General features: G+C 61.0%; 27 protein-coding genes. 18 read left to right on the top strand and 9 right to left on the bottom strand.

The genetic code is table 11. The features are described 5' to 3' along the window. Positions 1-3: 3 nt before the first annotated feature. On the bottom strand, positions 4-1,479 hold the full coding sequence (locus Q0936_RS15135) for an NAD-dependent succinate-semialdehyde dehydrogenase (protein ID WP_299293314.1): 1,476 nt from the start codon (positions 1,477-1,479) through the stop codon (positions 4-6). Positions 1,480-1,555: 76 nt separating this feature from the next. On the opposite strand from Q0936_RS15135, the gene Q0936_RS15130 reads away from it, so the two are divergent. Next, positions 1,556-2,347, top strand: coding sequence for an alpha/beta hydrolase (locus tag Q0936_RS15130; RefSeq protein WP_299293311.1), 792 nt, complete (start codon positions 1,556-1,558; stop codon positions 2,345-2,347). 172 nt (positions 2,348-2,519) lie between these two features. Here Q0936_RS15130 and Q0936_RS15125 read toward each other — a convergent pair whose 3' ends face one another. Beyond that, positions 2,520-3,641 carry a serine/threonine protein kinase gene (locus Q0936_RS15125; protein ID WP_299293308.1) on the bottom strand — a complete coding sequence of 374 codons (1,122 nt, stop codon included), beginning with the start codon at positions 3,639-3,641 and terminating at the stop codon, positions 2,520-2,522. Between the two features lie 194 nt (positions 3,642-3,835). On the opposite strand from Q0936_RS15125, the gene Q0936_RS15120 reads away from it, so the two are divergent. The 10 genes from Q0936_RS15120 (at position 3,836) to Q0936_RS15075 (ending at position 12,135) form a co-directional block, all read left to right on the top strand. Next, complete coding sequence (locus Q0936_RS15120) at positions 3,836-4,912, top strand: hypothetical protein (protein WP_299293306.1); 1,077 nt, start codon at positions 3,836-3,838, stop codon at positions 4,910-4,912. A 3-nt stretch (positions 4,913-4,915) separates the two neighbouring features. Next, on the top strand, positions 4,916-5,065 hold the full coding sequence (locus Q0936_RS15115; RefSeq protein ID WP_299293303.1) for a hypothetical protein: 150 nt from the start codon (positions 4,916-4,918) through the stop codon (positions 5,063-5,065). Between the two features lie 140 nt (positions 5,066-5,205). Then, positions 5,206-5,580 (top strand): hypothetical protein, encoded by a 375-nt coding sequence (locus Q0936_RS15110; protein ID WP_299293300.1) that lies wholly within the window; start codon positions 5,206-5,208, stop codon positions 5,578-5,580. Next, positions 5,577-6,692 (top strand): hypothetical protein, encoded by a 1,116-nt coding sequence (locus tag Q0936_RS15105; protein WP_299293297.1) that lies wholly within the window; start codon positions 5,577-5,579, stop codon positions 6,690-6,692. Before Q0936_RS15110 ends, Q0936_RS15105 begins: the two co-directional genes overlap by 4 nt. 72 nt (positions 6,693-6,764) lie before the next feature. Then, positions 6,765-8,699, top strand: a complete 1,935-nt coding sequence (locus tag Q0936_RS15100; RefSeq protein WP_299293294.1) for an ATP-binding protein — start codon at positions 6,765-6,767, stop codon at positions 8,697-8,699. A 66-nt stretch (positions 8,700-8,765) separates the two neighbouring features. After that, complete coding sequence (locus Q0936_RS15095) at positions 8,766-9,584, top strand: hypothetical protein (RefSeq protein WP_299293291.1); 819 nt, start codon at positions 8,766-8,768, stop codon at positions 9,582-9,584. Next, positions 9,581-9,874 carry a hypothetical protein gene (locus tag Q0936_RS15090; protein WP_299293288.1) on the top strand — a complete coding sequence of 98 codons (294 nt, stop codon included), beginning with the start codon at positions 9,581-9,583 and terminating at the stop codon, positions 9,872-9,874. Before Q0936_RS15095 ends, Q0936_RS15090 begins: the two co-directional genes overlap by 4 nt. Then, entirely contained in the window at positions 9,871-11,208 is a 1,338-nt protein-coding gene (locus tag Q0936_RS15085; protein ID WP_299293286.1) for a DUF6638 family protein, read from the top strand. The genes Q0936_RS15090 and Q0936_RS15085 overlap by 4 nt, the downstream gene beginning before the upstream one ends. Before the next feature lies 1 nt (position 11,209). Continuing rightward, positions 11,210-11,473 (top strand): hypothetical protein, encoded by a 264-nt coding sequence (locus Q0936_RS15080; protein ID WP_299293284.1) that lies wholly within the window; start codon positions 11,210-11,212, stop codon positions 11,471-11,473. Between the two features lie 11 nt (positions 11,474-11,484). Beyond that, positions 11,485-12,135 carry a DUF1523 family protein gene (locus Q0936_RS15075; protein ID WP_299293282.1) on the top strand — a complete coding sequence of 217 codons (651 nt, stop codon included), beginning with the start codon at positions 11,485-11,487 and terminating at the stop codon, positions 12,133-12,135. Between the two features lie 43 nt (positions 12,136-12,178). On the opposite strand, the gene Q0936_RS15070 is transcribed toward Q0936_RS15075, so the two are convergent. Both Q0936_RS15070 and Q0936_RS15065 read right to left on the bottom strand, forming a co-directional pair. Further along, positions 12,179-13,294, bottom strand: coding sequence for a class I SAM-dependent RNA methyltransferase (locus tag Q0936_RS15070; RefSeq protein ID WP_299293279.1), 1,116 nt, complete (start codon positions 13,292-13,294; stop codon positions 12,179-12,181). A 74-nt stretch (positions 13,295-13,368) separates the two neighbouring features. After that, positions 13,369-14,946 (bottom strand): DUF5928 domain-containing protein, encoded by a 1,578-nt coding sequence (locus Q0936_RS15065; protein WP_299293276.1) that lies wholly within the window; start codon positions 14,944-14,946, stop codon positions 13,369-13,371. Positions 14,947-15,088: 142 nt separating this feature from the next. Here Q0936_RS15065 and Q0936_RS15060 point away from each other — a divergent pair, with 142 nt between their 5' ends. Next, positions 15,089-15,907: a sulfotransferase family protein gene (locus Q0936_RS15060; RefSeq protein ID WP_299143688.1), complete on the top strand. Its 819-nt coding sequence runs from the start codon at positions 15,089-15,091 to the stop codon at positions 15,905-15,907. A 5-nt stretch (positions 15,908-15,912) separates the two neighbouring features. On the opposite strand, the gene Q0936_RS15055 is transcribed toward Q0936_RS15060, so the two are convergent. Continuing rightward, the gene (locus Q0936_RS15055; RefSeq protein WP_299293273.1) at positions 15,913-16,584 is read right to left on the bottom strand and encodes an SGNH/GDSL hydrolase family protein; all 672 of its coding nucleotides are present in this window, start codon (positions 16,582-16,584) and stop codon (positions 15,913-15,915) included. Between the two features lie 112 nt (positions 16,585-16,696). Between Q0936_RS15055 and smpB the strand changes: the two genes are divergently transcribed. The 5 genes from smpB to rpiB all read left to right on the top strand — a co-directional run bounded on the left by smpB (position 16,697) and on the right by rpiB (position 20,133). Then, positions 16,697-17,170 carry an SsrA-binding protein SmpB gene (gene smpB / locus Q0936_RS15050; RefSeq protein WP_299293270.1) on the top strand — a complete coding sequence of 158 codons (474 nt, stop codon included), beginning with the start codon at positions 16,697-16,699 and terminating at the stop codon, positions 17,168-17,170. Between the two features lie 144 nt (positions 17,171-17,314). Beyond that, positions 17,315-17,584, top strand: coding sequence for a hypothetical protein (locus Q0936_RS15045; protein ID WP_299143679.1), 270 nt, complete (start codon positions 17,315-17,317; stop codon positions 17,582-17,584). A gap of 70 nt (positions 17,585-17,654) precedes the next feature. Continuing rightward, entirely contained in the window at positions 17,655-18,509 is an 855-nt protein-coding gene (sseA, locus tag Q0936_RS15040) for a 3-mercaptopyruvate sulfurtransferase (protein ID WP_299143675.1), read from the top strand. After that, positions 18,509-19,690, top strand: coding sequence for an amino acid aminotransferase (locus Q0936_RS15035; RefSeq protein WP_299293267.1), 1,182 nt, complete (start codon positions 18,509-18,511; stop codon positions 19,688-19,690). Before sseA ends, Q0936_RS15035 begins: the two co-directional genes overlap by 1 nt. Before the next feature lie 2 nt (positions 19,691-19,692). After that, positions 19,693-20,133 (top strand): ribose 5-phosphate isomerase B, encoded by a 441-nt coding sequence (gene rpiB / locus Q0936_RS15030; RefSeq protein WP_299293264.1) that lies wholly within the window; start codon positions 19,693-19,695, stop codon positions 20,131-20,133. A gap of 379 nt (positions 20,134-20,512) precedes the next feature. Here rpiB and Q0936_RS15025 read toward each other — a convergent pair whose 3' ends face one another. Together Q0936_RS15025 and Q0936_RS15020 are read right to left on the bottom strand one after the other, a co-directional pair. Continuing rightward, complete coding sequence (locus tag Q0936_RS15025) at positions 20,513-21,823, bottom strand: ammonium transporter (RefSeq protein ID WP_299293262.1); 1,311 nt, start codon at positions 21,821-21,823, stop codon at positions 20,513-20,515. 27 nt (positions 21,824-21,850) lie between these two features. Beyond that, positions 21,851-22,189 carry a P-II family nitrogen regulator gene (locus Q0936_RS15020; protein ID WP_299143663.1) on the bottom strand — a complete coding sequence of 113 codons (339 nt, stop codon included), beginning with the start codon at positions 22,187-22,189 and terminating at the stop codon, positions 21,851-21,853. A 251-nt stretch (positions 22,190-22,440) separates the two neighbouring features. On the opposite strand from Q0936_RS15020, the gene Q0936_RS15015 reads away from it, so the two are divergent. Next, positions 22,441-24,624: a transglycosylase domain-containing protein gene (locus Q0936_RS15015; protein ID WP_299293259.1), complete on the top strand. Its 2,184-nt coding sequence runs from the start codon at positions 22,441-22,443 to the stop codon at positions 24,622-24,624. A 5-nt stretch (positions 24,625-24,629) separates the two neighbouring features. On the opposite strand, the gene Q0936_RS15010 is transcribed toward Q0936_RS15015, so the two are convergent. Both Q0936_RS15010 and Q0936_RS15005 read right to left on the bottom strand, forming a co-directional pair. Further along, on the bottom strand, positions 24,630-25,217 hold the full coding sequence (locus tag Q0936_RS15010; RefSeq protein WP_299143658.1) for a phospholipid-binding protein MlaC: 588 nt from the start codon (positions 25,215-25,217) through the stop codon (positions 24,630-24,632). A gap of 2 nt (positions 25,218-25,219) precedes the next feature. After that, positions 25,220-25,978, bottom strand: coding sequence for a VacJ family lipoprotein (locus Q0936_RS15005; protein ID WP_299378220.1), 759 nt, complete (start codon positions 25,976-25,978; stop codon positions 25,220-25,222). Between the last annotated feature and the right edge of the window lie 128 nt (positions 25,979-26,106).

Raw genomic sequence — 26,106 nt, 5'->3', positions numbered from 1 at the left:
CCCTCACACACACATGCAGATGTATTTCATCTCGAGGAATTCCTCGATGCCGTGATGCGAACCCTCGCGGCCCAGCCCGGATTGCTTGACCCCACCAAAGGGTGCCACCTCGGTCGAGATGATACCGGTGTTCACACCAACCATGCCGTATTCCAGCTCTTCCGCGACTTTGTAAACGCGGCTCAGGTCCTTGGCATAGAAATATGCCGCAAGGCCAAAGATGGTGTCGTTGGCCATCGCAATCACATCGTCCACATCGCTGAACCGAAACAACGGCGCGAGCGGGCCAAAGGTCTCTTCGTGGGCGACCTTCATGTCCTGCGTGACCCCTGTGACCACCGTGGGTTCCAGAAACGTGCCGCCCAATGCGTGTGTCTGTCCACCGGTCAGAATGGCACCGCCCTTGTTCACCACATCGGCGAGGTGCGATTGCACCTTGTCCACCGCCTTGTCGGTGATCAGGGGGCCGGTCGTGACACCGTCCTCCAACCCGTCACCGACCTTGAGCGCCTCAACCGCCACTTTCAGCTTGGCGGCAAAGGCGTCGTAGACTCCGTCCTGCACATAGATGCGGTTGGCGCAGACACAAGTCTGGCCCGCGTTGCGGAACTTACAGATCATCGCGCCTTCGACAGCGGCATCCAGATCGGCATCGTCAAACACGATGAAGGGCGCATTGCCACCCAACTCCATCGAACATTTCATCACCTGATCGGCGGCCTGCCGCAGCAGGATGCGCCCCACCTCGGTCGAGCCGGTAAAGGTCAGTTTGCGCACCGCGTGGTTTTCGCAGAATTCCTTGCCGGTCTCTGCGGCATTGGATGTTGTCACCACCTGGAACACACCTGCGGGCAGGCCTGCGCGCTCGGCCAGGACAGCCATCGCAATGGCCGACAACGGCGTCAATTCCGCTGGCCGCGCGACAAAGGCACAGCCCGCTGCCAGCGCAGGCGCGGCCTTGCGCGTGATCATCGCGTTGGGAAAGTTCCAGGGCGTGATAGAGGCGGCGACGCCGATGGGCTGCTTGATCACTGTGATCCGCTTGTCGCGCTGGTGGCCGGGGATGGTTTCGCCATAGATGCGCTTGGCCTCCTCCGCAAAGTATTCGACAAAGGATGCGCCATATCCGATCTCACCCTTGGCCTCGGCCAGCGGTTTGCCCTGTTCGGCGGTCAGGATGATGCCCAGATCGTCCTGGTTTTCCATCATCAACTCAAACCAGCGCCGCAGGACCGCGCCCCGCTCCTTACCAGTCCAGCGGGCCCATTCCTTTTGGGCGGTCTCTGCACCGGCAATGGCGTCCGTGACTTGTGCGCGGCTCAGGTCAGCGACCTGCGCGATCACGTCGCCTCGGGCCGGGTTGGTGACGTTGAACGTGCCCGCGTCGCCATCTACCCACGCGCCATTCACATAGCCGCGCGTTTCCAACAGCGTGGGGTCGCTGAGCATTGATTTCAGGTCGGTCACTTGATCCAGCATTACACATCCTTTCAGGTCTGGTGCATCTCAACCAACCCGCGATAGCATTGTCCAGTTCCAAAGACCGGAGACGTTCATGCCAGATCTCGACGACGCCTATGCCAACGGGGCCTATATCGATGGGGCTGCGGACTATCCCCCCCGCTGGTCGCAGAGGGCAGAGGCGTTTCGCACAGCGCTGGGCGCGCGTGCGACGTTGGGCGTGTCTTACGGCCCCTCTGCGCGCATGGCCTTTGATCTGTTCCTGCCCGAGACAGAGGCCCGCGGCACGCTGATCTTCGTGCATGGCGGCTACTGGCTGAAATTCGACCGCAGCTACTGGTCCCACTTTGCCTCCGGCGCCCTGGCACGCGGCTGGGCCGTGGCGATGCCGTCCTACGATCTCTGCCCCGACATCCGCATCGCCGGCATCACCCAGCAAATCGCCCAGGCCGTCACCCGCATCGCCGACACCACCACCGGCCCGATCAGCCTGGCCGGCCACTCCGCAGGCGGCCACCTCGTCGCCCGGATGCTCGCGCCCGGCATGTTGCACGAAACCATCCACGCGCGTCTGGCCCGCGTAATGCCGATCTCGCCCGTAACAGATTTGGAACCGCTGCTACGCACCTCGATGAATGCGGATTTCGGGCTGGATACGGCCATGGCCCGCGCCGAATCTCCTGTTCACCAGCCTCGCCCGGACGTGCCCGTCACCGTCTGGGTCGGCGCATCCGAACGCCCCGCCTTCCTCGATCAGGCGCAATGGCTGGCCGAGGCGTGGGGTGCGGCACATGTGATCACACCGGGCGAACACCACTTCAACGTCATCGACGCCCTTGAGGACGCCGACAGCGAAATGGTCAAACGCCTGACCCCCGACACCTAGCGCGGAATCAAGGCCGCAGGCCGCCGCGCCATCGGCAGGCCGCCCGGACGGCCTGTCGACAGATCGGTGTCAGCGCTCCGCTCGAACGAACAAAGACCATGCCACCAAAAAGCGCACCCGCATTCCCGTCGGATCGACAGCCCGCGGTCTGCCGATGACACGGCTCTGTACCCTACTGCTTGGGGAAATAATCCTCGCAGTCGCCATCCCGGTACACATCCGCCGTACAGCAATGCAGCCCGCCGCCAAACGCATAGGCATCGCGCAGCTCGACCTCGACCACTTCCATGCCCAGCTTGTCCATCTGCTCGGCCTGATAGACCTCGGATTTCTCCACACACACGGTTTTCGGATCCAAAACCAGCACGTTCATCGACAGCCATGTCGACGAATAGCACAAGGGCGGCGGCGTGTTGTGCGCAGGTTGCGCCGCATCAACAATCTCCCAGCCATTCGCCTCGAACATGCTGCGCTGATCGTCGGGCAAACGGCGCTGCGGGTTGTTCAGGATCAGACCGGGCCGCAGCGGCGTGAACGTCGCGTCGATGTGGATCGGATAGGGATCACCGGGAAAGTTCACCGCATGCACGCGGTGGTCGGGGAAATGCCGGCGCAGCCACTCGATCCCCTTCATGTTCGTCGTAAACCCGTGCTGCACCACCAGATCCTTGCCAAAGCGCAGCACATCGGCGGCATCGAACAACGGCTCTTCCTCGGTGGTGACGAAAAACTTCTCCGCCGCCCATTCCAGCCGCTTGGCCACGCCGATCTTGTCGCTCAGATAATCGGGGTGGTAATCGGCATCCGTCAGGCGCGGCTTGGGCGCGGCCTCGTGGCGGAAATTCGGGTCCTCGTCCCAATACTGCTGCATCAGCGGGCGATAGTTCAGGTATTCAAACCACCGGCAGCGATAGGACATCGTCGCCTCAAGGATCTCATGCCCCACGGTCAGCAGCACGTCGCGCGGCGGCATGCAGCCAAACTGACTGTCCGTGTGGAAATCCGGCGTGGTCGCGGGCAGGGAATGGTCAATCGACGTGGGCCGGTCGACCCGGATGCCACGCGCCTTCAACTGGCCTGCGAACGTATCCAGCAGCTCATTGGCACGGTCGATCGTCTCTTGCGGACGGCGCCCCCACTGACCGCGCATATCGCTGTCCTCGGGCACCTTGGCATCCAGCGCGGGTTCCTCGGGCGGGATGTGGCAATCATCGGCGCGCCCCACGATCACGTGGCGCAACGTGTCCCATTCGTTCCAGCTTTTGACCTGCGTTTTGTCGGCCGACCATGCCATGTGCTCTCTCCCCTGCGTTGACCGGGCGAAAAAATGCCAAATATGATCTCTGATCAAGCTCAAAACCACCGCTCTAGGCTTCCCTTGCGACACGGCATTTGCGAAACTCGCGTGAAAATAGTGTGCTGGGTGATGTAAATTGCCTTCACATTACCTATATGAAGAACAAGTAATTGATAAGAGGGAGTGTTTTCATGGCAGATTTCGACACACAGGTGCGGGAATCCCAGGCGCAGGTCCAAGAGGCGCAATCCAAGATCGCCGAGCTGACCAGCCGGATCGAAACCGCGCGGGCCAAGATGAAGACCGGCGACGACATCGCCATCGACATCGAGAACGCCACGCTCGAAGACGTGCACGCGCACACCGACACGATGAACGCCAACATTGCCGAGCTTATCATGGGTCTCGACGACGTGACTGCCGCGTTCTCTAAGGACTTCGACGAAATGCGGTCCAAGACGGGCTGGGAAAGCTTTGTCGGCATTTTCGCCCGCGCGAAATCGGAATCCATGCGTCAGGAGCGTGTGCGCTCCGCGTCCATCGACGACAAACTGCAGGATCTGATCGCCAAGTCTGACGTGATCGTGCAACTGCTGCAGGGCCAGCTGACCATGCTCGAAGAGCAGAAAACCAAGGTCGAAGCAAACCTGACCGAAACGCTGGATGAACGTGAATTCACGGTTCAGGAACTGGCAACGCTACAAGCCGAAATTCAGGGTATGGACCCCAAGATCATCGCGCTCGAAAACAAGATCGCCTCTGAGACCGACGCAGCGGCGCGGACGGCATTGGAAACCGAACTGGCCGAGATGAACAGCCAGTACAACGCCATGGTGCAGGACGAACAGGTCAAACTGGCCAAGTCCCAGACCCTTGAGCGTTATATCGAAAAGGGCAAAACTTGGGTGGACTCGCTGCAAAACCAGGCCGCGACCCAGATGGTGCTGATCAACAAGCTGCAAACAGACACCAAGCAGCGCGTGGTGCTGTACGATGCGCTGACCAAGTCGCTGAAAACCGCGCAGCAACAGGACGTCGCCCACCGCATCAACGAGATCGGCGTCAAGACGGATCAAGAGGCCCAGACCGCCATGGCCGGGATCGGTGCCGCTACCAACGCGCGGATGGCCGACATGCTGGAAGCCCACGAAGACCAGATGGTCTTTGCCCGCGACGTGCTGGAGCAAAAGGCCAAGGCGGATGAACGCTTTGCCCGGCGTTTTGCCCAGATTGTCGAGAAGCACGACAGCAATGCCTACGGCGGTTAAGCAATGAAACTCGGACTTGCCGCCATTGGCGTCTCCATCCTCAGCCTGATCGCGACGCTGGCCTTCGGCGCGCCGCCATGGGTGAACCTTGTGGGCCTGTTCTGCGGTCTCGCGGGGCTGTTCGTCCTGACAAAGGCGCGCAAGGGCGGGTAAGTCATGCGCACCCTTTGCCGTCCCTTTCCACGCCCGGCGGCACCGCCGGGCAGCCCCCGACCCTCCCCACGGGAGGGGGCTATCACCCCCACCTTGGCTCGCGGGCTGCCCTCATCGCTTGGGCTCGGTCGGAGAAGAAAATGATGTTTTTCCCTAGCAAGCTGGAGATGCGATCAGCCGCAATTTTTGGCTCTATCTTCACGGTTGTCTTCGGGCTTTTCACACTGCCTATGTTTTTTTCCGATGCAGTATCGGTGACAGTTTCCAACGGATTTACCGGCGTCACAACCGAGCGCACTGCCCCAGGCAATGAGCTGATTGCGGAACTATTGCTGATAACGATTGTTGCGGGTGTTATTGGTTGCGTATTCGGCATCATCAGCCGTCGAAGCCGGCGGATGCAATTGTGGAAGGCGAAGGGGACTGTCAAAAGATGGCGCTTCTGGGGCCCGTTCAAACTCACTGCGTTTGAGCGATTTGTCTACCGACTTGACGATGACGGTATGGACATATGACCAAACCCGAAATCTCAGGCCTCACCGACCTCTTCGCCTCGCGCCGCTACTTCAAGAAATTCGAGACGATCACCGGGCATCTGAGCCGCGTCGCGGGCGTGATGGAGGCCGAGGGCGATTTGAACCGGGACGAGGTCAAGATCCTCACCCGCTACATCGCCGAACTCACTTTCACCTTCCGCGCGCTGTCGCAGAAATACCTGCTGGTGGGTCGCGACACCGGTCGCTTCTTCGGCAGCCTCGCCATCGACATGCGCCACAGCGGCTTTCCCGCCGCCGAAGAGTTGCTGACCATGGCGTCGGACGCCTTGCAGGCCGACGTTCACCTTGACCGCATCGACACTGCGGATGAGCTGAAAAAGCAGATGGTCGAAGTCATCATCGGCGACCGGCAAGTGCCCACCAAGCTGCAATTCGCCCTGTCTCAAAGGCTCTATTACGAAGACCTTTTGAAAGGCCAACTGTTCTGGCCCCGCAACGATCCGCAGATCGTGTGGACCGGCAACCTCAGCGACAACCGCCGCAGTTTCCGCATCCACTGGGCCGTCTACGACACCGAATTGAACCTGCCCGTCATCTACATGATGGAGGTGGAGGACACAGGCCGCACCGCCCTGCCCAAGGACCCACGCCGCTGGCCCGAGGCGCAGGCGCACCTGATGGCGCAATCGCTTGGGCAGCTAAAGCTGGTCACCATCGCCAAGGGCTTTGACGAGGACTTTGACGACCTGCACCCCAAACGCCTGCGGCGGTTCTACGCAGGGCCGATGTATTCCTCGGCCTTTACCGCGCAGCCGGGTCCGATCCTCGATGTGCTCAAGACCGCCCGCGCGCCCGCAGGGCAAGACTGGGCGCTGGTCTGGACCGAAGAAGACCTGCACTCCGAACGGGTGATCGAAGAACGCTCGGGCTGGTTTTCGTCGGTGGAGCGCGAGGTGTTCGCGCTCGATCCGTTCTCGGGTCGGGGTGCGGACCTGGGCGCCACGCGGATGGAGCGCAGCATCGTCCTGCCCCAACGCGCCTTCCAGGCGCTCGAAGAGATGAACCCACCGGGGTTCGGGTCGGTGCGCAAATATGTGGTCAGCCCTTCGGGCCGGGTGCTGCGATACTGACGGAGCGGTATGTGGCAGATCGGCCCTCCGGGGGGAGTTTATTTTGCAAGATGAAAAGAGCAGGTCAGTGATATGAGCCAGACAACAGATCAGATGGAACTGCGCGAAGAAGAGATTACGGCTCATTATCCCATGGCTTTGTCCATGCTTCAGGGCTTTGACCACGCGCCGCGCATCGGCAAGGCCAAGGACGCGCCCGAAGTGGAGCGGTCCTCTGGCATTGGCACGCGTCGCCGTTTCCGCACCACAACGCCCGGCCTTGTCACACGCCGCACCGTGCCCACCGGGGCCGTGCAGTTGATGGCGACAATCGAGGGGGCGGATGATGACGACGCACTCATGTCCCCGGTGCAGGCCACGGCGCTCAATGCGTTGCGACGGGCCATTTCGATTGCTCTGGCCGTGGGCGAGAATTACGCCAGTGTTTCCGGCCTAGGCGACCTGAAACGCGCCAATCTCGAAGGCGCTCTGCCCGCCGCGCGCAAGACCGAATTCACAGAATTGCTCGCCGCCGAGGCGCTGATCACGTCCTATGTCTTTGGCAACGCGACGGCCTACCTGCTGTCGGCGCATCAGACCGAGGTGACCACGGACGTGGGCGAGGTCGAAGAGGTGCTGACCGACAATGGCCAGACCGCGCTGCACGGTGCGTTGTGGGAACTGGACCAGGACATTGCGACCCACGCGCCGGATGATGCGCATCTGGTGTCCACCATCACCGCTTTTGCCGAGGCGCTGATGGAAAAGGTGGCTCTGCGGGCCCAGAACGCCCCACGCCTTGCCGCCTTTGTCGGGGCCAGCTGGCACGTAGAGGCGGATGATTTCACCGTTCAGGGGTTCACACCGGCCACCAAGGCCAAGACCCAGACCCTCACCATGACCTTCAAGAAACCGCACGAGGTCGTGGGCAACCACATCGCCAAATATCAGGCCATGAAGCTGGCCAAGATGCTGATGGCCTATGATTTTGACCGGCGGCTGAACCCCTTTGCCGAACTGGGCGGGTTCATTTTTACCTTCATGGGCGACGGCAAACCGGGCACGGGCAAGACCACGCTGATCCAGATGATGGCGGGGCTGATCAACGATTACTGTCAGGTGGCGGGCTATGCGTTCCGCTACCAGAACCTGAGCACCGACAATATCGACAGCTATCAGGGCAAGTCCGGCCAGAACGCCAAGGCGTTCATCAACAACGTGCTGGACCCGAACGCCATCGGTTTCGGCACCATTGACGACATCGACCAGTTGGCTGGCAAGCGCGGCGACCGCCAGTCGTCGGCGGGCCAGCTGGAGATCACCGCCGTGCTGATGGAGAGCTTTGCCGGGGCCAACACCGTCGTGCGCGGCAACTGCACATTCGGCATGTTCTCGAACTATCCCGAGAACGTGGACGACGCCCTGCGCCAGCGGGCGGGCGCGCGGTTCCTCGTGGACGGGCCGCAAACGCGCGAGGATTACATCGACATCCTTGCGCTGCTGATGGGCAAGAACCACGACATTCCTATGGGCGCGCATGAGCTGTTCTCGGCGCAAGAGATCAAGAAAGCTGTCGCCGCCAGTTTCGACAGCCATTCGCGCCCGCACGAGGCCGGGCTGATGGAGGTGTTTGATCGGGTGCATGGGCAAGTGGGTGATCTGGACACGATTGCCAAGCTGGGCACGTACTTGAAGGCGATCCAGGAGGCGGACGAACGCTTTACCGGGCGCGCGATCAAGAACATCACCGACGCGGTCAAGGTCCGGGCGATGGATTTCGAGCTGCCGGATGAGTGGATGGAGAACCCCGAGCTGTTCCTGTTCAAGGATTACGACGCCAAGAAGGCGATGATTTCCGAGCTGCGCGTGCCGATCACGGTCGACATGGTTGTGCAGGAGATCAACCGCTATGCCGATAGTGAGTTCCGCTATGCGGACAAGTCGGATGAAGTGGCAATCGAGGCGATGGTGCGCGACTTTGGGCGGCAGGAAGAGGCGAAGAAGCGGTATTTGGGGGGTGAGCGATGATCAGGAAACGCTCCGGGGGAGCGTTTCCATCGCGAACGGGCGGAGCCCCGGGGGAGGTTGGCGCACGTGCTTCGTAATCCGGTTTTCTGGGGAGTGTTGTTTTCACTCATTATGGTGTCGCTAGCGCTCTTTCTTGGCGCTGGCGAAACATGCAATGTGATGGGTGAGTGTTCCCAACGTTTTGACACTTTTTTGAAGGCCTCACCAAATGAAATCGGTGATACCCTGGCAGGCTTCGCAGGCTCTTTAGCTTTCATTTGGATCATCGTCACGGTGCTTCTACAAAGTCGGGAGTTAGCTGCTCAAAGAGAAGAGCTAACGCTTACTCGGAAAGAAATGCAGGAGCAAAGAGCGGCCACGCAGGAGATGGCGAAGTCTATGGGCGCACAAGCAGAGATTTTCAAAGATGAACAGATCCAACGCAGAGAGTTGCAAGCCGGTTTGTTGTTTCGAGAAGAGTTGGAACTCATCTCCTCATTGCTGATTCGCTATCGGAATGAAATTGTCGTTTCAGCGAAACGAGGGCCGCCTTTGGGGAACCTTGCCTCATACTTTTTCAATGGGAGCGACCGGTTTGGGGTAAAGCTTTGTTTGTTGTCAGTGCCCGATCAGATAGCACTCGCTGACAAGTTTGCTTTCATCAACGATTACTCGGAGTCCGTTTATGCGGCACTTGTAGACTTGATTGACAGAAAGGCAATCATCACAAAATCGAATTACAAAATGACGTTTGGGGAGATAGCTGGCCGGATCCGTGATGCTGCAAATCGTTTCCAAACGTTGAGTTCAGCCGACAGAAACTTCGCTGTTAGAACCAGGATAGATGAAAGCGCGGAGATCTTTGAAAAGATACTCGACTTGCCCATTTGGGAGGATTGCGCATGACCCTCTTTCTCGTCACAACCGTCGCCCTAGTCATCGGCACTGTCCTCCCCGTCCGCTGGGGCGCCTTCGGCTTTCTCGCTGCGGCTGCCGTGTTGTTCCTAACCCAATCTGTTATCAACACCGCCATGGGGTTCGAAGGCATCCCGATCTCGGAATCGCTGCTGCTGTTCAACGACAGCTACCTGTCCTACGTGGGCTTCAACCTCCAAATCACCTACCGCGCCTTTGCCTTGCCGCTTTTGGCGCTGGCCACCCCGTTCATCTTCCGCCTCGCAAGGAGCCGCACATGATCCGCCTCATCCAACGCGGCCTGATGTATGGCAACCTGTTCCACGTGGCGAGCCCGGCGCTGGTTGAACGGTACAACCGCGCGCTTGAGCATCTGACGGGCAAGCGCACGGGCCTCACCGATTTCTATGTGGATATCTCGGGCTTTTCTCCCGAGGTGGGCAACGAACTCAGCGACCCGCTCTACCTCAACCATAACGGGGTCAACCGGCAGTTCATCCTGCTCTCCACCGAACAGCGCAAATGCCCGCTGCTGGACGCGAAATTCTCGACCTCGCATGGCATCCTGAAACGGTTCATCACCGAAAACGAGGCAGCACTCTTTGCGCTGACGGCCCGCGATGCGGTGGCGGGTGAGCTGGTGAATTCCGTCTACGACATCTCGCACCCCGCGCGCCTCTTTGACATCCGCGCCATCACGGTCGAGGCGGATACCACGCGCGGTGCGGTCCGCGATGCGGCGACGCTGGCCACCAAGGTCGACACGTTTCTCAACGCGGACGACGCTTGGTTCGACGACGTGCTGATCGGCGAGATGATCCAACTGGCCGGACAGACGGGCGACGTCACGCGCAACCCCGTCCGACTGGACCCGCTGCGGGTGCAAAAGGGCAACTTCTGGACGGCGCATTTCGGCGGGCTCTATATCTTTCAGACCCTCGACCACCCCGCCACCATCGCGGCCACGCAAAAGCCCGACGGGGTTCCGACCAAATACACCTTTGACCTGAGCGAACGGAACCGGATCGCCAAGTTCCTCGAATTCAACGACCTGGCCGAACCGGTGGTCAAGGCGCGGGGCGTCGACGGGGCGGCGATCCTGCGGCAAAAGATGGATTTCATCCTCATCGACGCGGTGACCGGGGCGGGCGTGGACCTCGCGGGCACGACACGGCGCGACATGCGAATGCTGGCGCGGCACCACGCGCACCTGCTGCCAGAGGCGTTTCACGGTCTGGCCGATCTGGTCAACTGGGCCGAAAATGGCGGGCCGTGGCCGCGGATCAGCTCGGAACACCCGGCCTATTTCTACACCCTGCGCGCCGCGGACACAGCGGACGTGGATCTGGTCAACATGCTGCTGGCCGAACTATGCCCGCGTGACGTCCGCCAGCTGTTCATCTGCCACAAACAGGCCTTCTATGCCGCCTATGCCACATGGCCCGAGACGAAAAAGGAATATGTCGCGCAGTATCTCGAAGCCGAGTACAAGGCCGACAAGGCCGGTGCCCGTGCCGCACTCTTCGGGCATGACGCGCCGATGGAGCAACCAGCACCCCCGCCACGCGACATGATCCAGCGCGTTGGCCCGTGGGGCGCAGTCCGGAGGAGATGACATGGCGCTGCTAAGACTGTTCCTAATCGCCTTTGTGGTGCTGACGGTGATCTATGTGTCGCTGTCGTTCTATTCCCGCGCCCGCGCCCGTGACCGGCTCGAGGCGGAATGGGACACCGGCGATATCGCGGGACCGCGCGAAACCTATGTCCAGCAGGGGCTGACCACCTATGACAGCTCTCTGCGTCGCAAACTGATCCTGGGTGTCTATATCGTGCCCATGACGCTGGTTTGTCTCACCATCTACCTTGTGAATTTTGCCTGAAAGGGACCCCCATGCGCTATATCGGCTGGACACTTCTGATTGCCTTCTGGGTCTTTGTCGGGGCCTTTCTGCACTATACCCTGCCGCAAAAGGACATCGTCCGCGTCACGGGGACAGAGATCATCCGCAAGGATTTCTCGGGCCTGTCGCGGCTGTTTTATGCGCAGGCGGACAGCGGCGACACCGATGTGGGCAACCGCGATCTGCGGCTGATCACCACGACCCGCGCCAACGGGCGGGTCAGCGTCTACCGCAACGAGGACACGGGTTTTGGCTGGCCGCCCTACTTCAAACTCGACAGCTCGAACCTGCAAGCCGAGGCGGCAGAGGTCGTGTCGACCAAGGCTGATCCCCAATGGGTGATCGTGACCCACTACGGCTGGCGCAGCCCGCTCCTGTCGATCTATGCCAACGCAATCAGCCTCAAGCCCGTGGACGGGCCGGATGCGCCCAAGGGAATCCCCTGGATCAACATCATCGCGCTCACCCTGCTCACTCTGCTGGCGGCGTTCTTCTATGCAATCTGGGCGCGGTGGCGTCGGTTCCGGCGGGCGCGGATCGACCCACGGATCGAAGAGTTGCAGGACAATTGGGAAGCCGCCGGAGATGCAGTGCAAGAACGCCGCGGTCGGTTCCGCCGCTGGCTGAACACCTGGCGTTAAATGGGCGTCAACAGGCGGTGCGCAGTGAACGCGCACCCGACATCTACCGCAATGCGTCGGTGCGGTAGAGGCGCACGCGCAACCCACCATGCGCGATTCCCGGGCCGTCGGGCAGAAACGGCAGCCCGGTGGTCTTGGCCAGTGCCGCCTCGCTGGTGACAATGCCCACGCGCCAACCGCTGAACCGTTCTTGCAGCACCTGACCCAACCGTCCGTAGACCGGGTACAGCGCCTTTTTGTTGCCAATCCGCGCGCCATAGGGCGGGTTTATCATGACAATACCGGGTGGCCCGTCGGGTGGGGTCGCATCACCCGCATTGCCCGTGTCGAATTGCACCAGATCGGACACGCCCGCGCGCGCGGCGTTCGCCTGTGCCATCGCAATGACCCCTTGGTCGCGATCCGACCCGGTGAACCGAACGGGCGGCACGGCGCGCCGCGCGTCCGTGCGCAACTGCGCCATATCCTCCGGCGCGAACCCGACAAAGCGCTCAAAGGCAAAGGGTCGCGCCCGCCCGGCCTGTAGTCCTGCGGCAATGTCGGCGGCCTCCAACACGAACGTACCCGAGCCGCACATGGGATCGAACACCGGTTGCGTGCCATCGAACCCGCATTGCATCAGGAACGCCGCCGCCAGCGTTTCGCGCAGCGGCGCTTTGCCCACGGCTTCCTTGTGGCCCCGCTTGTGCAGGGGCTCGCCAGACGTGTCGACGCTGATGGTGACGCGGTTGTCGTCGATGCGGATTTTCAGGATCACGGGCGCGTCTGCGGCGACCTGCATCCCCGCCGTTTCGGTCAACGCAGTCTCGATCCGGCTGGTGGCGGCCCCTGCGTGATAGATCTTGGATTTCCGGGATGTGGCGACATCGACCCTGACCGGCACGGTCGGGTCCAGCACATCGGCCCACGGAAACTTGCGCGCGCGTTTGTCGAGTTGTGCGAGGTGGAACGCCATGAACGACCCCAGGCGCACCAGCACCCGTGTCGCACATCGCAACTCCAGATTGGCGCGCCATACCTCGGACCAACCGCCCGCCATGGTGACGCCGCCGGGTTCCGTCGCCGTCACATCAAAACCGTGACTGCGCGCTTCGTCGGCAAGGGTCTGTTCCAGACCGGGCAAGGTGATCGCAAACAGGGTGAGGGCGTCGTCGGACATGCCGCCGTCCTTAGCGGGTCAGCCGCCAGTGTTCGAGAGGATTTTATGTGTCCCGCCCGCGAGGCCGCGTCGTCTCAGTCGGAAAACAGGTAGTCGACGGCGGCAATCTCGCGCGCTTTTTCCTCTGGCATGGTCAGGAAACGGGCCAGCGCCTTGGCGTTGTCATCCAGATCGGCATTCTCACGCATCCGCTCCAGATGTTCGAAATCGGCGTCGCGGATGCGGTCGGATTCAAACGTCATGTCGTTGCGGATGGTGGGCAACAGCCGTTCCAAGGTCTCTTGGGCGGTTTGTTCACCCGCCAGACCGACGCGCATCGCGTGCCCGACGAGGTAGTCGTCGGTGAAATCGCACTGGATTTCCAGCATGCGCGTGATCGACCGATCCCCGGCAAAGTCCTGCAACAGATCAAGGTTGCCGGGGTCCATGCACACGATCAGGCGGTCGGTCTCGTAGTAGTCAAACAGCATCCGCATCAACGCGCGCCGGTGTCGCGTCCGCTTGCCCAGCGTGTTCTGAATGCCGCCCAGATCGGGCAACGGCGTATGCTCTTCGTTGAACAGGTATTCCATCGCCGGGACGTTGGTCATCACGCGGATGCGCTCCAACAGGCGTTTGGCGACGTGCCATTTCTTGCACACGATGATCAACAGCTCGCGGTTGCGGCCCAATGTGCTTTCGGTTTCCCAGAATCGGGTGGCAAACCGCCGTCCGATCCGGCCCCGGCCCGTCAGGAACTTGAACAGGCTGGCCCCCTCGTTGGAAATCTGGAAGCTGACGTTCTCCGCCGCATAGAGCAGACCCAGCCGCCGCTTCAGGTCCTTGGCCTCGGGGCTGATCTTGCGGGCAAACAGGAAATCCTGACTGAGCAGCAGATCATAGTGATCGTCATAGAACGTGACGGGCATCCCGTAGTCCGTGAACATCAGGAAGGTCAGCGTGCGCGTGCGGATCTCGTCCTCCGGGACCACGTGGCGCACAACGGTCTGAAAGAACGTCTCGTCCGGGATCCAGGTGGTGCGGAAAAACCGCATCACATCCTTGCGCTGGCGGGTGAAATCCAGAACCCACTCGATCGTGCGGCGGCGCAGACACCACCACTGGCTGCCGATCTGCACCTGGATGTCGGCAGGGATCTCGCGGGTGATGCCGAACCGCTGTTGCAGGTGATAACTGGTGTAAAACCGCCACTTCTGCGTGCGTTCGTTGAAAAAATGGCGGTAGATCAACCGCTCTTCCTTCATCCCCGTCTTGATCCAATCGCTTTCGAAATAGTCAAAGCTCTCGATGAAATCGGCGTCATTTTCATCGAGGAACCGATGCGTGTACTCGGCCGACTTGATCGCCATGCAATCGCCGGACAGCATGTAAAAATGCGTGGCCCGCGGAAAGGCATCAACCGCCGCCTCCACAGCATGCAAAGTCGCCTGCACCAGGCTCCACTCGCCCCAACCACATTTGATCCGCCGTTGCGCAAAGGTGACGTTTGGGTTGTCCTTCAAAGCACCGCGAATGGCCGCAAAATGGGCCGGATTGGCCCGCGCATCGAAATGGATCGCCATGTAGTCGCCGGCCGCAGTCAACCGTTCCGCCTGCTTGATAATGGCGTCCGGATCCTTGTGACACAGGAGGATGTAGGCGATTTTTGCCATTCTGGAAACTTAACTGCCTCTTTACCTCGTATTGTTTACGTAGATAAAGCTAAGGAGAGATTGAATAAACAGGCTTTCTTTGCTTTTTTGCATGACACCAACGCGGTGTGATAATCCGCGCAAGTTATGAGGGACGAGTGGTATGGGTTTTCCTGGCACCTGGATGACGGAAAGTGAAAGCGTGGTCTACCGCGTGGTGCCCAAGTGCGCCTGCTCGACCATTGGTCAGATCATGTTCTACTCGGACCATGGTGAATTCTTTGACGGCGACATCCATGACGCGCAGGGCGGCATGCACAAATGGGCGCTCGAAGACAGCCAGCCGGTGATCACCGAGAACGTCAAAGCGCACAACAGTTATGCTTTTACCTGTGTGCGCAACCCGTACACGCGCATCCTGTCGTCCTTCTTTGACAAGATTTGCGGCATCCAGCGCAACGGCAAACGCTACCGTGGCAACCTCGTGCCGCTGCTGATCCAAAAATACGGGATCGAGGTCGGCGGCGACGACGGGAAACAGGAATTCGACCAGGTCCAGTCGTTCCGCCGCTTCCTGCTCTTTGCCCGCGACACCATCCGCTGGCGCCGCCCGATGGATCCCGACATCCACTGGTCCGCCATGTCGGGCCACGTCTCGACCTTCATCGTGAACGGTGGCCGCTACGATAAAATCATCTGGACGGAAAAGTTCAACGAGGGGATGGAAGAGGTCATGCAGGCCATCGAAACCCCGCACAGCGTCGATATCGCGGGCATCCCGCGCTTCAACGAAAGCGAAGGGCACGGGCCAAAGCGCGCGCACCCGGTCGAGGATTACTTTGACGACCTGTCGATGCACCTTGTCTACGAGATTTTCAAACGGGACTTTGACCTGTTCAAATACGATTTCGAAAATCCGGGCAACAAGATGCCCATTGCTGAGATCGACCTGGACGAAGTGCACAAGAAACTGGGCGACTGACCCGGTTACTTGATCACCGCCGCAATCCGTGCGGCGATGGCGGCACTGCCTTTGGGTGATGGATGGATGCGGTCCACATCGTGAAAACTCAGGTCCCCATCGGGGACCACATCGGCAATCGAGACAAACGTCACACCGGCATCACGCGCCGCCATGCGCGCCAACCGTGCCTCGTATTTCTGCCCCCAGGTGCGGCAATGGTCGATCAGCGACGGTTTGCCCGGCGTGCGCAGATACCCCACATACACCACCTGAGCGCCATCCGCGCGGGCGCGCGTTACCGTGTCGACAACTGTGCCGCGCGCGCCATCCGCTGAAATCAGCCGATCCAACTGCGCGTCACATTTGGCGCACCCACATCCAAGCCACAGGTCATTGCCGCCGCCGTTCATCACGGCCCAGTCCCACGGCCCGGACACATATTGCGCACCAATGCGCACGCCCAGGCTGCCGCTGATCGGCAGGACATAGTGATACCGCGCGCCAATCACCGACCGGTCCACGACGCGCGCGCCCAATTGCTGTTCCAATGCGTCAACGACGGACCGCCCCGACCCGGCATTCCACGCCAGCATGCTGTCGCCCGTCGCAATGATCCGCGCGTTGCCCGATGACGGCACCGGTTCGGTGCAGCCCAACAGGGCCACGCATGCCAACAGCACCAACCAAATCCGCATCTCTCTGCTCCGCCTTATGTGTTGCGCGCAACCTACCGGCCCAACGACCAAGAATCCATGAACGCCGCACAGCCCTTGCCTGCACGGGGCCAAGCCCCTACATCCACGTGCCATGGCCCAAGGTAAATCAGACCCAAACTACAAGATCGCCGCCGAAAACCGGCGCGCGCGCTTCGATTATGCGATCGAGGACGATATCGAATGCGGTATCATTCTCGAAGGGTCCGAGGTCAAATCCCTGCGCAAGGGCGGGGCCAACATCGCCGAAAGCTATGCGGCGGTCGAGGATGGTGAACTGTGGCTCGTGAACAGCTACATCGCGCCCTACGATCAGGCGAAATCGTTCAAACACGAGGAACGCCGCCGCCGTAAATTGCTGGTCAGCCGCAAGGAACTCAGCAATCTGTGGAACGCGACCCAGCGCAAGGGGATGACCCTTGTGCCGCTGGTGCTCTACTTTAACCACAAGGGCATGGCCAAGATCAAAATCGGCATCGCCAAGGGCAAAAAGAACCACGACAAGCGCGACACATCGGCCAAGCGTGACTGGGGTCGCCAAAAGCAGCGCCTGCTCAAACAGGGCTGATACGCGCGGTTTCCCGTGGGAAAACAACGCGCTCTTTCCCCTGATACCTCCCCCCTTTGACCGGCTAGGTCTGTTGCGCCGCTGGCGGATCAGGCGCAGGCCGCGGCGTTCATACAATCGCCTGAACGATCAAAGGAAGAACCCATGGAGCTTATCATCGGCCTCATCTCGGGTGCAGTTGGCGGCAACGTCGCCGGCGGCCTGCTCAAGAACCTCAATCAGGGTGTTCTCATCAACTCGCTCAGCGGCATTGTTGGCGGCGGTATCGGCGGCACGGTGCTGTCCATGCTGGGCGCGAATGCGGGCGGCGGCATGGACTTGGCGGGCATCCTGTCTCAGGTCGCAGGCGGCGGCATCGGGGGCGGTGCTGTGCTGGCCATTGTGGGCGCCGTGCGTGCGCAACTGGGCAAGTAAGCCGACCCTTGCTTCAATCCCCCTCCGGCGTTAGTCAAAGGCGTTTTTGACGCCGCCGGAGGGGCACCCCATGTCAGACGATCCCAAAACGCTTGTATCGACCGATTGGCTGGCCGCACATCTCAAGGATCCCGATCTGCGCATCCTTGATGCGTCCATGTATCTGCCGGGCTCTGATCGCGATGCGCGGGCCGAGTATGACGCGGCCCACATCCCCGGCGCGCGTTTCTTTGACATCGACGAAATCAGCGACCTGCGCTCGGACCTGCCGCACATGGCGCCTCCACCGGAAAAGTTCATGTCGCGGATGCGCGCGATGGGCGTGGGCGACGGCCACCAGATCGTGGTCTACGACGGCGCGGGCCTCTTTAGTGCCGCGCGCGTCTGGTGGCTCTTTCGCCTGATGGGTCACCGCGACGTGGCCGTCCTCGATGGTGGTTTCCCCAAATGGCAGGCCGACGGCCATCCGGTCGAAGACATGCCCCCCGTCATCAAGGACCGCCACCTGACTGCGCGCTTTCAGAACCACCTCGTGCGGGACGTGACCCAGGTCAGCCAGGCGTCGAAGTTGGGCTCCACCCAGATCGTGGACGCCCGCGCGCCGGGTCGGTTCCGCGGCGATGCGCCCGAACCCCGAGAGGGCCTGCGCGCAGGCCACATCCCCGGCGCGCGCAATGTGCATTACGAAACCCTGCTCAACGACGACAAGACGATGAAGTCGCCCGCCGACACGCGCGCGATCTTCGACGCGGCGGGCGTCGACCTGAACAAACCCATCATCACCAGCTGCGGATCCGGCGTCACAGCGGCCATTCTCGCACTCGCGCTGGAACGGATGGGGCATGACCAATGGTCCCTCTACGACGGATCGTGGACCGAATGGGGGATGTTCCCCACCGTACCAGTGGCAACCGGAGACGCCTGATGTTCGAACACCTCACCGCCCAGAAACCCGACGGCATCCTGATGCTGATGCAGATGTACCGCGAGGACACGCGCACGGACAAAGTCGACCTTGGCGTGGGCGTCTACAAGGACGCCAGCGGCAACACACCGGTGATGCGCGCGATCAAGGCGGCGGAACACAAACTGTGGGAAACGCAGGACACCAAGACCTACGTGGGCCTCGCCGGTGCGCCTGATTTCAACGACGCGATGGTGAAACTGGTGCTGGGCGACGCAGTGCCGCGCACATCCGTGCACTCGGTGGCCACACCGGGCGGCACCGGCGCGGTGCGGCAGGCGTTCGAGCTGACGCGCATGTCCAACCCGGAGGCGCGCGTGTTCGTGTCGAACCCCACATGGCCCAACCACCTGTCCATCCTCGACTATCTGGGCATGGAAAAGGTCATGTACCGCTACTTTGACGACGAAACCCGCGGCGTGGATTTCGACGGCATGATCGCGGACCTCAAAACCGCGAAAAAGGGCGACCTGATCCTGCTGCACGGCTGCTGCCACAACCCGACGGGGGCCAACCTGACCGGCCCGCAATGGGACGCAGTGATCGAGGTTCTGCACGACACCGGGGCCACGCCGATGATCGACATCGCCTATCAGGGCTTTGGCGACGGGCTGGACGCGGATGCCGCAGCGACACGCGCTGTTGCGGCCGCTGTGCCTGAATGCCTGATCGCGGCCAGCTGCTCCAAGAACTTCGGCATCTACCGCGAGCGCACCGGCATCCTGATGCTGGTCGCAAACGGCACGGACAAGGCGGTGGCCCAAGGCACGCTCAACTTCCTCAACCGCCAGAACTACAGCTTTCCGCCCGATCACGGCGCGCGTCTGGTGACCATGATCCTGAACGACGACGCCCTGCGCGCCGACTGGATGGCCGAACTCGAAGAGATGCGCACAGGCATGCTCACCCTGCGCGAACAACTGGCCAAGGAGCTTGAGACCCGCTCCGGCTCCAACCGCTTCGGCTTTCTCGCCGAGCACCGGGGCATGTTCTCGCGTCTCGGCGCGTCGTCCGATCTGGTCGAGAAAATGCGCACAGACTCCGGCATCTACATGGTCGGCGACAGCCGCATGAACATCGCCGGTCTGAACGCGCAAACCGTGCCGATTCTGGCCGACGCCATCGTCAAGGCCGGTGCCTGACCATGGCGCGCATCGTTCTTTCCAGCGACCACGCCGCCATCGACCTGCGACAGGCCGTTGCGGCCCACGTGGCGGAACGCGGCCACACGGTGGTCGACATCGGCCCCACCACGACAGAAAGCACGCACTACCCCCTGCATGGTCAGGCGGCGGCGCAACACGTCGCCTCGGGCGACTGCGATCTCGGGATTGTCCTCTGTGGCACGGGGCAGGGCATCATGATGGCGGCGAACAAGGTGCCGGGCATCCGCTGCGGTGCCTGTTCTGACCCGGTGTCCGCCGGTCTGATCCGGGCGCACAACGATGCCAACATGCTGGCCATCGGCGCGCGGATTGTGGGTGACGTGGCCGCCATGGCCATTGTCGATGCATTCCTGACCACCGATTTCGAGGGTGGCCGCCACGCCACCCGCGTGGACATGATCGAACCCGCAGGCGCCTGAGGCAAGGTGGGCAGAATGCCCACCCTACACCCCAAAAACATGCGTGGCGTTCAGGATTTGTCCGTTACCAACGGGTAAAGAACGCTGAATCTTTGGGCTTTGGGCGGGGCGTTAACCCGACTGTCCACGGGCGTCCGGCAAACTGTACAGTTTGCGGGTCAAACTGCGCAGTTTCCTGAAATGGCCCGATCCTGACAAAAAACATGCGGTCAAAACTGTACAGTTTCGGCCTCGTTCTGCACGTTTTTGCGCTCCGCCACCCTTGTCTGTGACCTGTTGCGCCGACAGGTTAATGCACTGCACGCACCCTTCACAAACGAAAAAGGCCGGGCAAATTGCCCGGCCAGTTGGTTCTCTTGTTGTCTGAGAGGAAGGAGCCTCAGCCTTTCGAGAATTCGGGGTACGCTTCCATGCCCAGCTCGGACATATCCAGACCGTTGATCTCGTCCTCTTCGCTGACACGGATGCCCATGACAGCCTTGAGGATGACCCAGATCACCAGCGAGGCGACGAATGTGAATGCGCCGTAAGCCACGATACCGATCAGCTGTGTGATCAGGCTTGCGCCCTCCTGGTAGAAGACAACGGCAATGGTGCCCCAGATGCCTGCGAACAGGTGAACCGGGATGGCGCCAACAACATCGTCGATCTTGAACTTGTCCAGCAGCGGCACGGTAAAGACCACGATCACACCACCCACGGCACCGATCCACAGCGCACCAAACAACGAGGGGTCAAGCGGGCTTGCGGTGATCGACACCAGACCGGCCAGCGCGCCGTTCAGCACCATGGTCAAGTCAGGTTTCTTGTACAGGATCTGCGTCAGGATCAGTGCAGCAATCGCACCGGCTGCCGCCGCCATGTTGGTGTTGGCAAAGATGCGCGACACGTCAGATACGTCGCCCACGGTGCCCATCGCAAGCTGCGAACCACCGTTAAAGCCGAACCAACCCAGCCACAGGATGAACGTACCCAAAGTGGCGAGCGCCAGGTTCGAACCGGGCATTGGAACAACCTTGCCGTCCTTGTACTTGCCCAGACGCGGACCCAGCACGATGGCGCCAGCCAGAGCGGCCCAGCCACCCACAGAGTGCACAACAGTCGAACCGGCAAAGTCGGAGAAGCCCATCTCGGACAACCAACCGCCGCCCCACTGCCAGGACCCGGAAATCGGGTACATAAAGCCTGTGAGAACAACGACAAAGACCAGGAAGGGCCAGAGCTTGATCCGCTCGGCCAGAACGCCGGATACGATGGACGCAGTTGCGGCCACAAACACCAGCTGGAAGAAGAAGTCAGAACCAACCGACGCGTAATCAAGCGCGGCATCGGCGGCACTCACGCCAACCGGGTCCAGAACGGTCCAGCCACCAATAGCGAAAAAGCCGTTGAAGTCGCCGGGGTACATCGTGTTGAAGCCGACCAGCCAGTACATGATCGCCGCGATCGAAAAGAGCGCGATGTTCTTGGTCATCTGCATGGTCACGTTCTTGGACCGCACCAGACCGCCTTCGAGCATGGCAAAGCCAGCCGCCATGAAGAACACGAGGAAACCAGCCATGCAGAACAGCAGGGTGGTCATGATGTATGGGCCGATCTCGTCAAAGCCCGGTGCAGCATCCTGTGCCAGCGCCAGCGTCGGCAGAACGGTCAGTCCCGCGCCAACGAGGAGAGATTTGATAGGTTTCATTGTCCGTTTTTCCCTTTGATACTGCGCTTAGATGGCGTCTTCGTTGGTTTCGCCGGTGCGCACGCGCACGGCCTGTTCCACGTCCAGCACAAAGATCTTGCCGTCGCCGATCTTGCCGGTCTGCGCTGTCTTGGTGATGGTCTGTACGATCTGGTCGGCCATGGTCGCCGCGACCACGATCTCGATCTTGACCTTGGGCACGAAGTTCACCGCGTATTCTGCGCCGCGATAGATTTCCGTGTGACCCGATTGCGAGCCGAAGCCCTTGATTTCCGTGACCATCATGCCGCGCACACCGGCTTCGGTCAGCGCCTCGCGGACCTCCTCCAGCTTGAACGGCTTGATTGTAGCAATGATGAGTTTCACCACATGTCCCCTTTGGTTGGCAGGCTGCCCTGCGATATGCCCGGAAAAGAATGCAAAGCGGTCGCAGGGCAAAGATTTGGGCGCATCTTCGGGGACGCGAATACGAGACATGTGCATAAAAAATGCGCAAACGAGCAGCGTTGCCTAATTTTAGTGCAGTTAAGAATCGAAATTCACCGGTGCGCGGGGCGTGGCAATGCGGGGCAAACGGGATATGATGAGCCAAACAAAAGGCCGGGCAGGGGTCGAGTATGAGTGATTCAAAAAAGGGCAAACGCCCTTTGGTTGCGGATCGGCGCTATGCGTCCAAACCCGCCAAACCAACCGCCTCCAAGGCGAAGAAACCCGTTCGCAAACGCAAGGCATCGCCCAGGAAAAAGGGCGGTCTGCTCATGCGTGCGCTGCGCTGGGTGCTGCGTCTGGTGTGGGTGATCACCTGGCGTGTCTCTGCCGTGGCAGTTCTGGTGCTCGCACTTGCGGTTGGATATTTCTGGACCACCCTGCCGAATGTGACCCAACTGCTCGACGGACGGGCGCGCGGGTCCGTCACCTTGCTCGATCAAGAGGGCAAGGTATACGCTTGGCGTGGTGACCAGTTTGGCGGCGCGGTGACGGCGCAATCGGTGTCCAAAGACCTCAAGAACGCCGTTGTCGCCACCGAGGACAAGCGGTTCTACCGTCATTTCGGCGTCAGCCCGCGCGGCATCGCCAGCGCGGTGCGTATCAATCTCAGCGAGGGGCGTGGCGCCCTGCAGGGACACGGTGGGTCGACCATCACCCAGCAGACGGCGAAACTCTTGTGCCTCGGCGTGGAATACGACCCGTCCGAATGGAAATCCGAAGCCGCCTATGTCGCCGATTGCCGCCGGGGATCGCTGCAACGCAAGGCCAAGGAAGCGATCTATGCCCTCGCCATGGAGGTCAAGTATTCCAAGGATGAAATCCTGTCGATCTACCTCAACCGCGCCTACATGGGCGGCGGTGCCTATGGGGCAGAGGCCGCCGCACAGCGGTATTTCGGCAAACCCGCCTCTGCGCTCAGCGCGGCGGAGGGGGCGATGATTGCCGGTCTGTTGACCGCGCCGTCCCGCATGGCCCCGACATCTGACCTCAAACGATCTCAGGATCGCGCGGCGACTGTGCTGCGGCTGATGGGCGAACAGGGATACCTGTCGGACGCGGACGTCGCGCAAGCACAGCAAAACCCCGCCACACTGTCCTCTGCCGCTCGGCGCAAAGCGGGCGGCTATTTTGCCGATTGGGTCATGTCGACCGGTCCCGAATTTTTCACCCGCAACACCACCGAAGACGTGGTGATCCGCACCACCCTTGACCAACGCCTGCAACGCGCCGCCGAAGAGGCGCTGATCGACGTGTTTGAAAACAAGGTCCGCAAAGGCTCCAAGGCGCAGGCCGCGATTGTGGTCATGGGCGCGGACGGTGCAGTGCGTGCCATGGTCGGTGGGCGCGAAACCCGCGTCTCGGGCGTGTTCAACCGCGCCATTCAGGCCGAGCGCCAGACCGGATCCGCATTCAAACCCTTTGTCTATGCTGCTGCGCTGGAATTGGGCTATTCGCCGCTGGACACCGTGGATGACAGCCCGATGACGATCAACATCCCCGGCTCGGGGCCCTGGTCGCCGCGCAACTATACCAACGACTACAAGGGGCGCGTGACGTTGACCGATGCGCTCAAGGATTCGCTCAACATCCCGGCCGTGAAAATATCTGAAAGTGTCGGGCGTGATCTGGTGCGCCGTGTGGCCAGCGATTTTGGCATCGAAAGCGATCTGGCCGCTGGGCCTGCACTTGCGCTGGGCGCATCCGAAAGCACGTTGCTTGAAATGACCGGGGCCTATGCTGGTATCCTCAATGGTGGCTCATCGGTGACGCCCTACGGTCTTGTCGATCTGCGCCTCAAAGGCGACGCCGAGCCGCTGATGGGCAGCGGTGGCGGCATTGGCGAACGCGTGATCCAGGACGGTGCCGCCGCCCAGTTGATCTGGATGATGGAAAAGGTCGTCAGCCAGGGCACGGGCCAGCGCGCGAAATTTGGCGGCCGCGAAATCGCGGGCAAGACTGGCACGACCCAAGCCGCACGCGATGCGTGGTTCATCGGCTTTACCGCTGATTATGTGGCGGGTGTCTGGATGGGCTATGACGATAACACGCCGCTCACCGGGGTGACGGGTGGTGGTCTGCCCGCAGAGATCTGGCGCGAGACGATGTTGCGGGTGCATGATGGCCTGCCCGCGCGTCCGCTGCCGATGCGCCCGCCCGAGGGGGCCACGCGTACGGCACCTGCGCCGACGCAACGGACCGAACCGCCGCGCACGACCGAGGGCATCATCGAATTCCTGATCCGCGATATTCTGGGCGGTGGTGCGCCGAACCCGGACAACACCAACCGGTATCCGTCCGGGTCAGACCGCTAAGGCGGTCAGCCCGCCTTTTTCAGGTCAGAAATCATCGCGTCGATGTTGCCGCCATTGCGGTCGATCAGCGCGCCGACCTCGGTGCGCTCGGTCAACAGCAGGTTCACACCTTCAATGAACATGTTGAAGAACAGATCCTTGCCGGACCGATCCGACACGTGGAACGTCACGGTGAAGGGCGACTCGCCGCGCAGGAACGCCGTCGTTTCGACCTCGTACCAGTTCTTGACGCGCTTGACGCCCTTGACCTCAAGACGCCCGCCGATGAATTCGCGGAACCGCTTGCCATACTTGCGCGAGATGTACCCCTGAAAGGCGGTCGAAAAGGCGCGTTTTTGCGCGGTCGAGGCGCGGCGTCCGTCCACGCCCATGGCATAGGCCGCGATGTAGGACGTGTCGCTGTAGCGCGCAAAGATGCGTTCAAAGTCGCGGAACATCGCGTTCTCGCCCTTGCCGGAGGCAATCACATTGTTGATGTCACCGACCAGCGCATTCACCAGCCGTTCGGCACCTGCTTCGTTGATCGCAAAGGCGGGCAGGGCGGGCAGAGCAACCGCCGCGCCGGTCAAAGCAAGAAACTGACGTCGAAACATGATCAAAATCCTTCCGTGTCGAGGGCAAACGGGTCGATTTCCGTGGACGCCTCACCATCGCCCAGCTCGAACCTGCGGTTTTGCAGGTAAATCAGGCGGGCCTGCGCATAGCTGTCGGCGCTTTCATACAGGATCGAATCCACGGTGTCCGAGAACCGGCCACGCGTGCCAAGGCCAGAGGCGACACCCGCGACGGTCCCGTAATAGCTTTCGGGGCTGTCCAGCGCATAGCTCAGCGGGTTGGTGAACAGGTCCACAACCTTGCCGGCGGTGTTACGCTGTGTCGACGGGCCCAGAACCGGCAGTTCCAGATAGGCACCTTCGCCCACACCCCAGACATACAGCGTCTCGCCAAAATCCGTGTCGTGCTGTGGCACATCGAAATCCGTGGCCACATCAAACAGCCCGCCAATCCCGAGAACCGAGTTGGTCAGAAAACGTACTGTCGAAATTCCTGCGCCGCGCAGATCGCCCTGCAGGACGCTGTTCACGACAACCGAAGGCTGGCCCAGGTTCTTGGCGAAATGGCCCACGCTGTCTTCGATTTCATCGGGCAGGATGGTCGAATACCCAATCGCCGCCGGACGCACGATGGCGCGGTCCAGACCACGGTTAAAGGCGTGCACTTTGCGGTTCTGTGTCTCGTAAGGGTCATAGACCCCGTCCGCCGTTGGCTGTCCGCCCGAACTGGCGCAGGCGGCCACTGATGCCACGGCGAGCAACATAACTGCCGCACGTTGCAAACGAACAATAAGTGTCAATGGAATTCTCCGACCACAATTTGTATCAGTTACCTAATGCCTTTGTTCAAAATGCCCATAGCCGTAGAAATTCCTTTAGCCTCATGTGGCACTTGCGTGACAGGCAAAATAAACCATAGCGTCGCTAA

The organism is uncultured Tateyamaria sp. (genome assembly GCF_947488715.1).
Classification (GTDB): Bacteria; Pseudomonadota; Alphaproteobacteria; order Rhodobacterales; family Rhodobacteraceae; genus Tateyamaria.
Note: the sequence above shows the minus strand (reverse complement) of the source record. Positions and strands in the feature narration are given on the sequence as shown.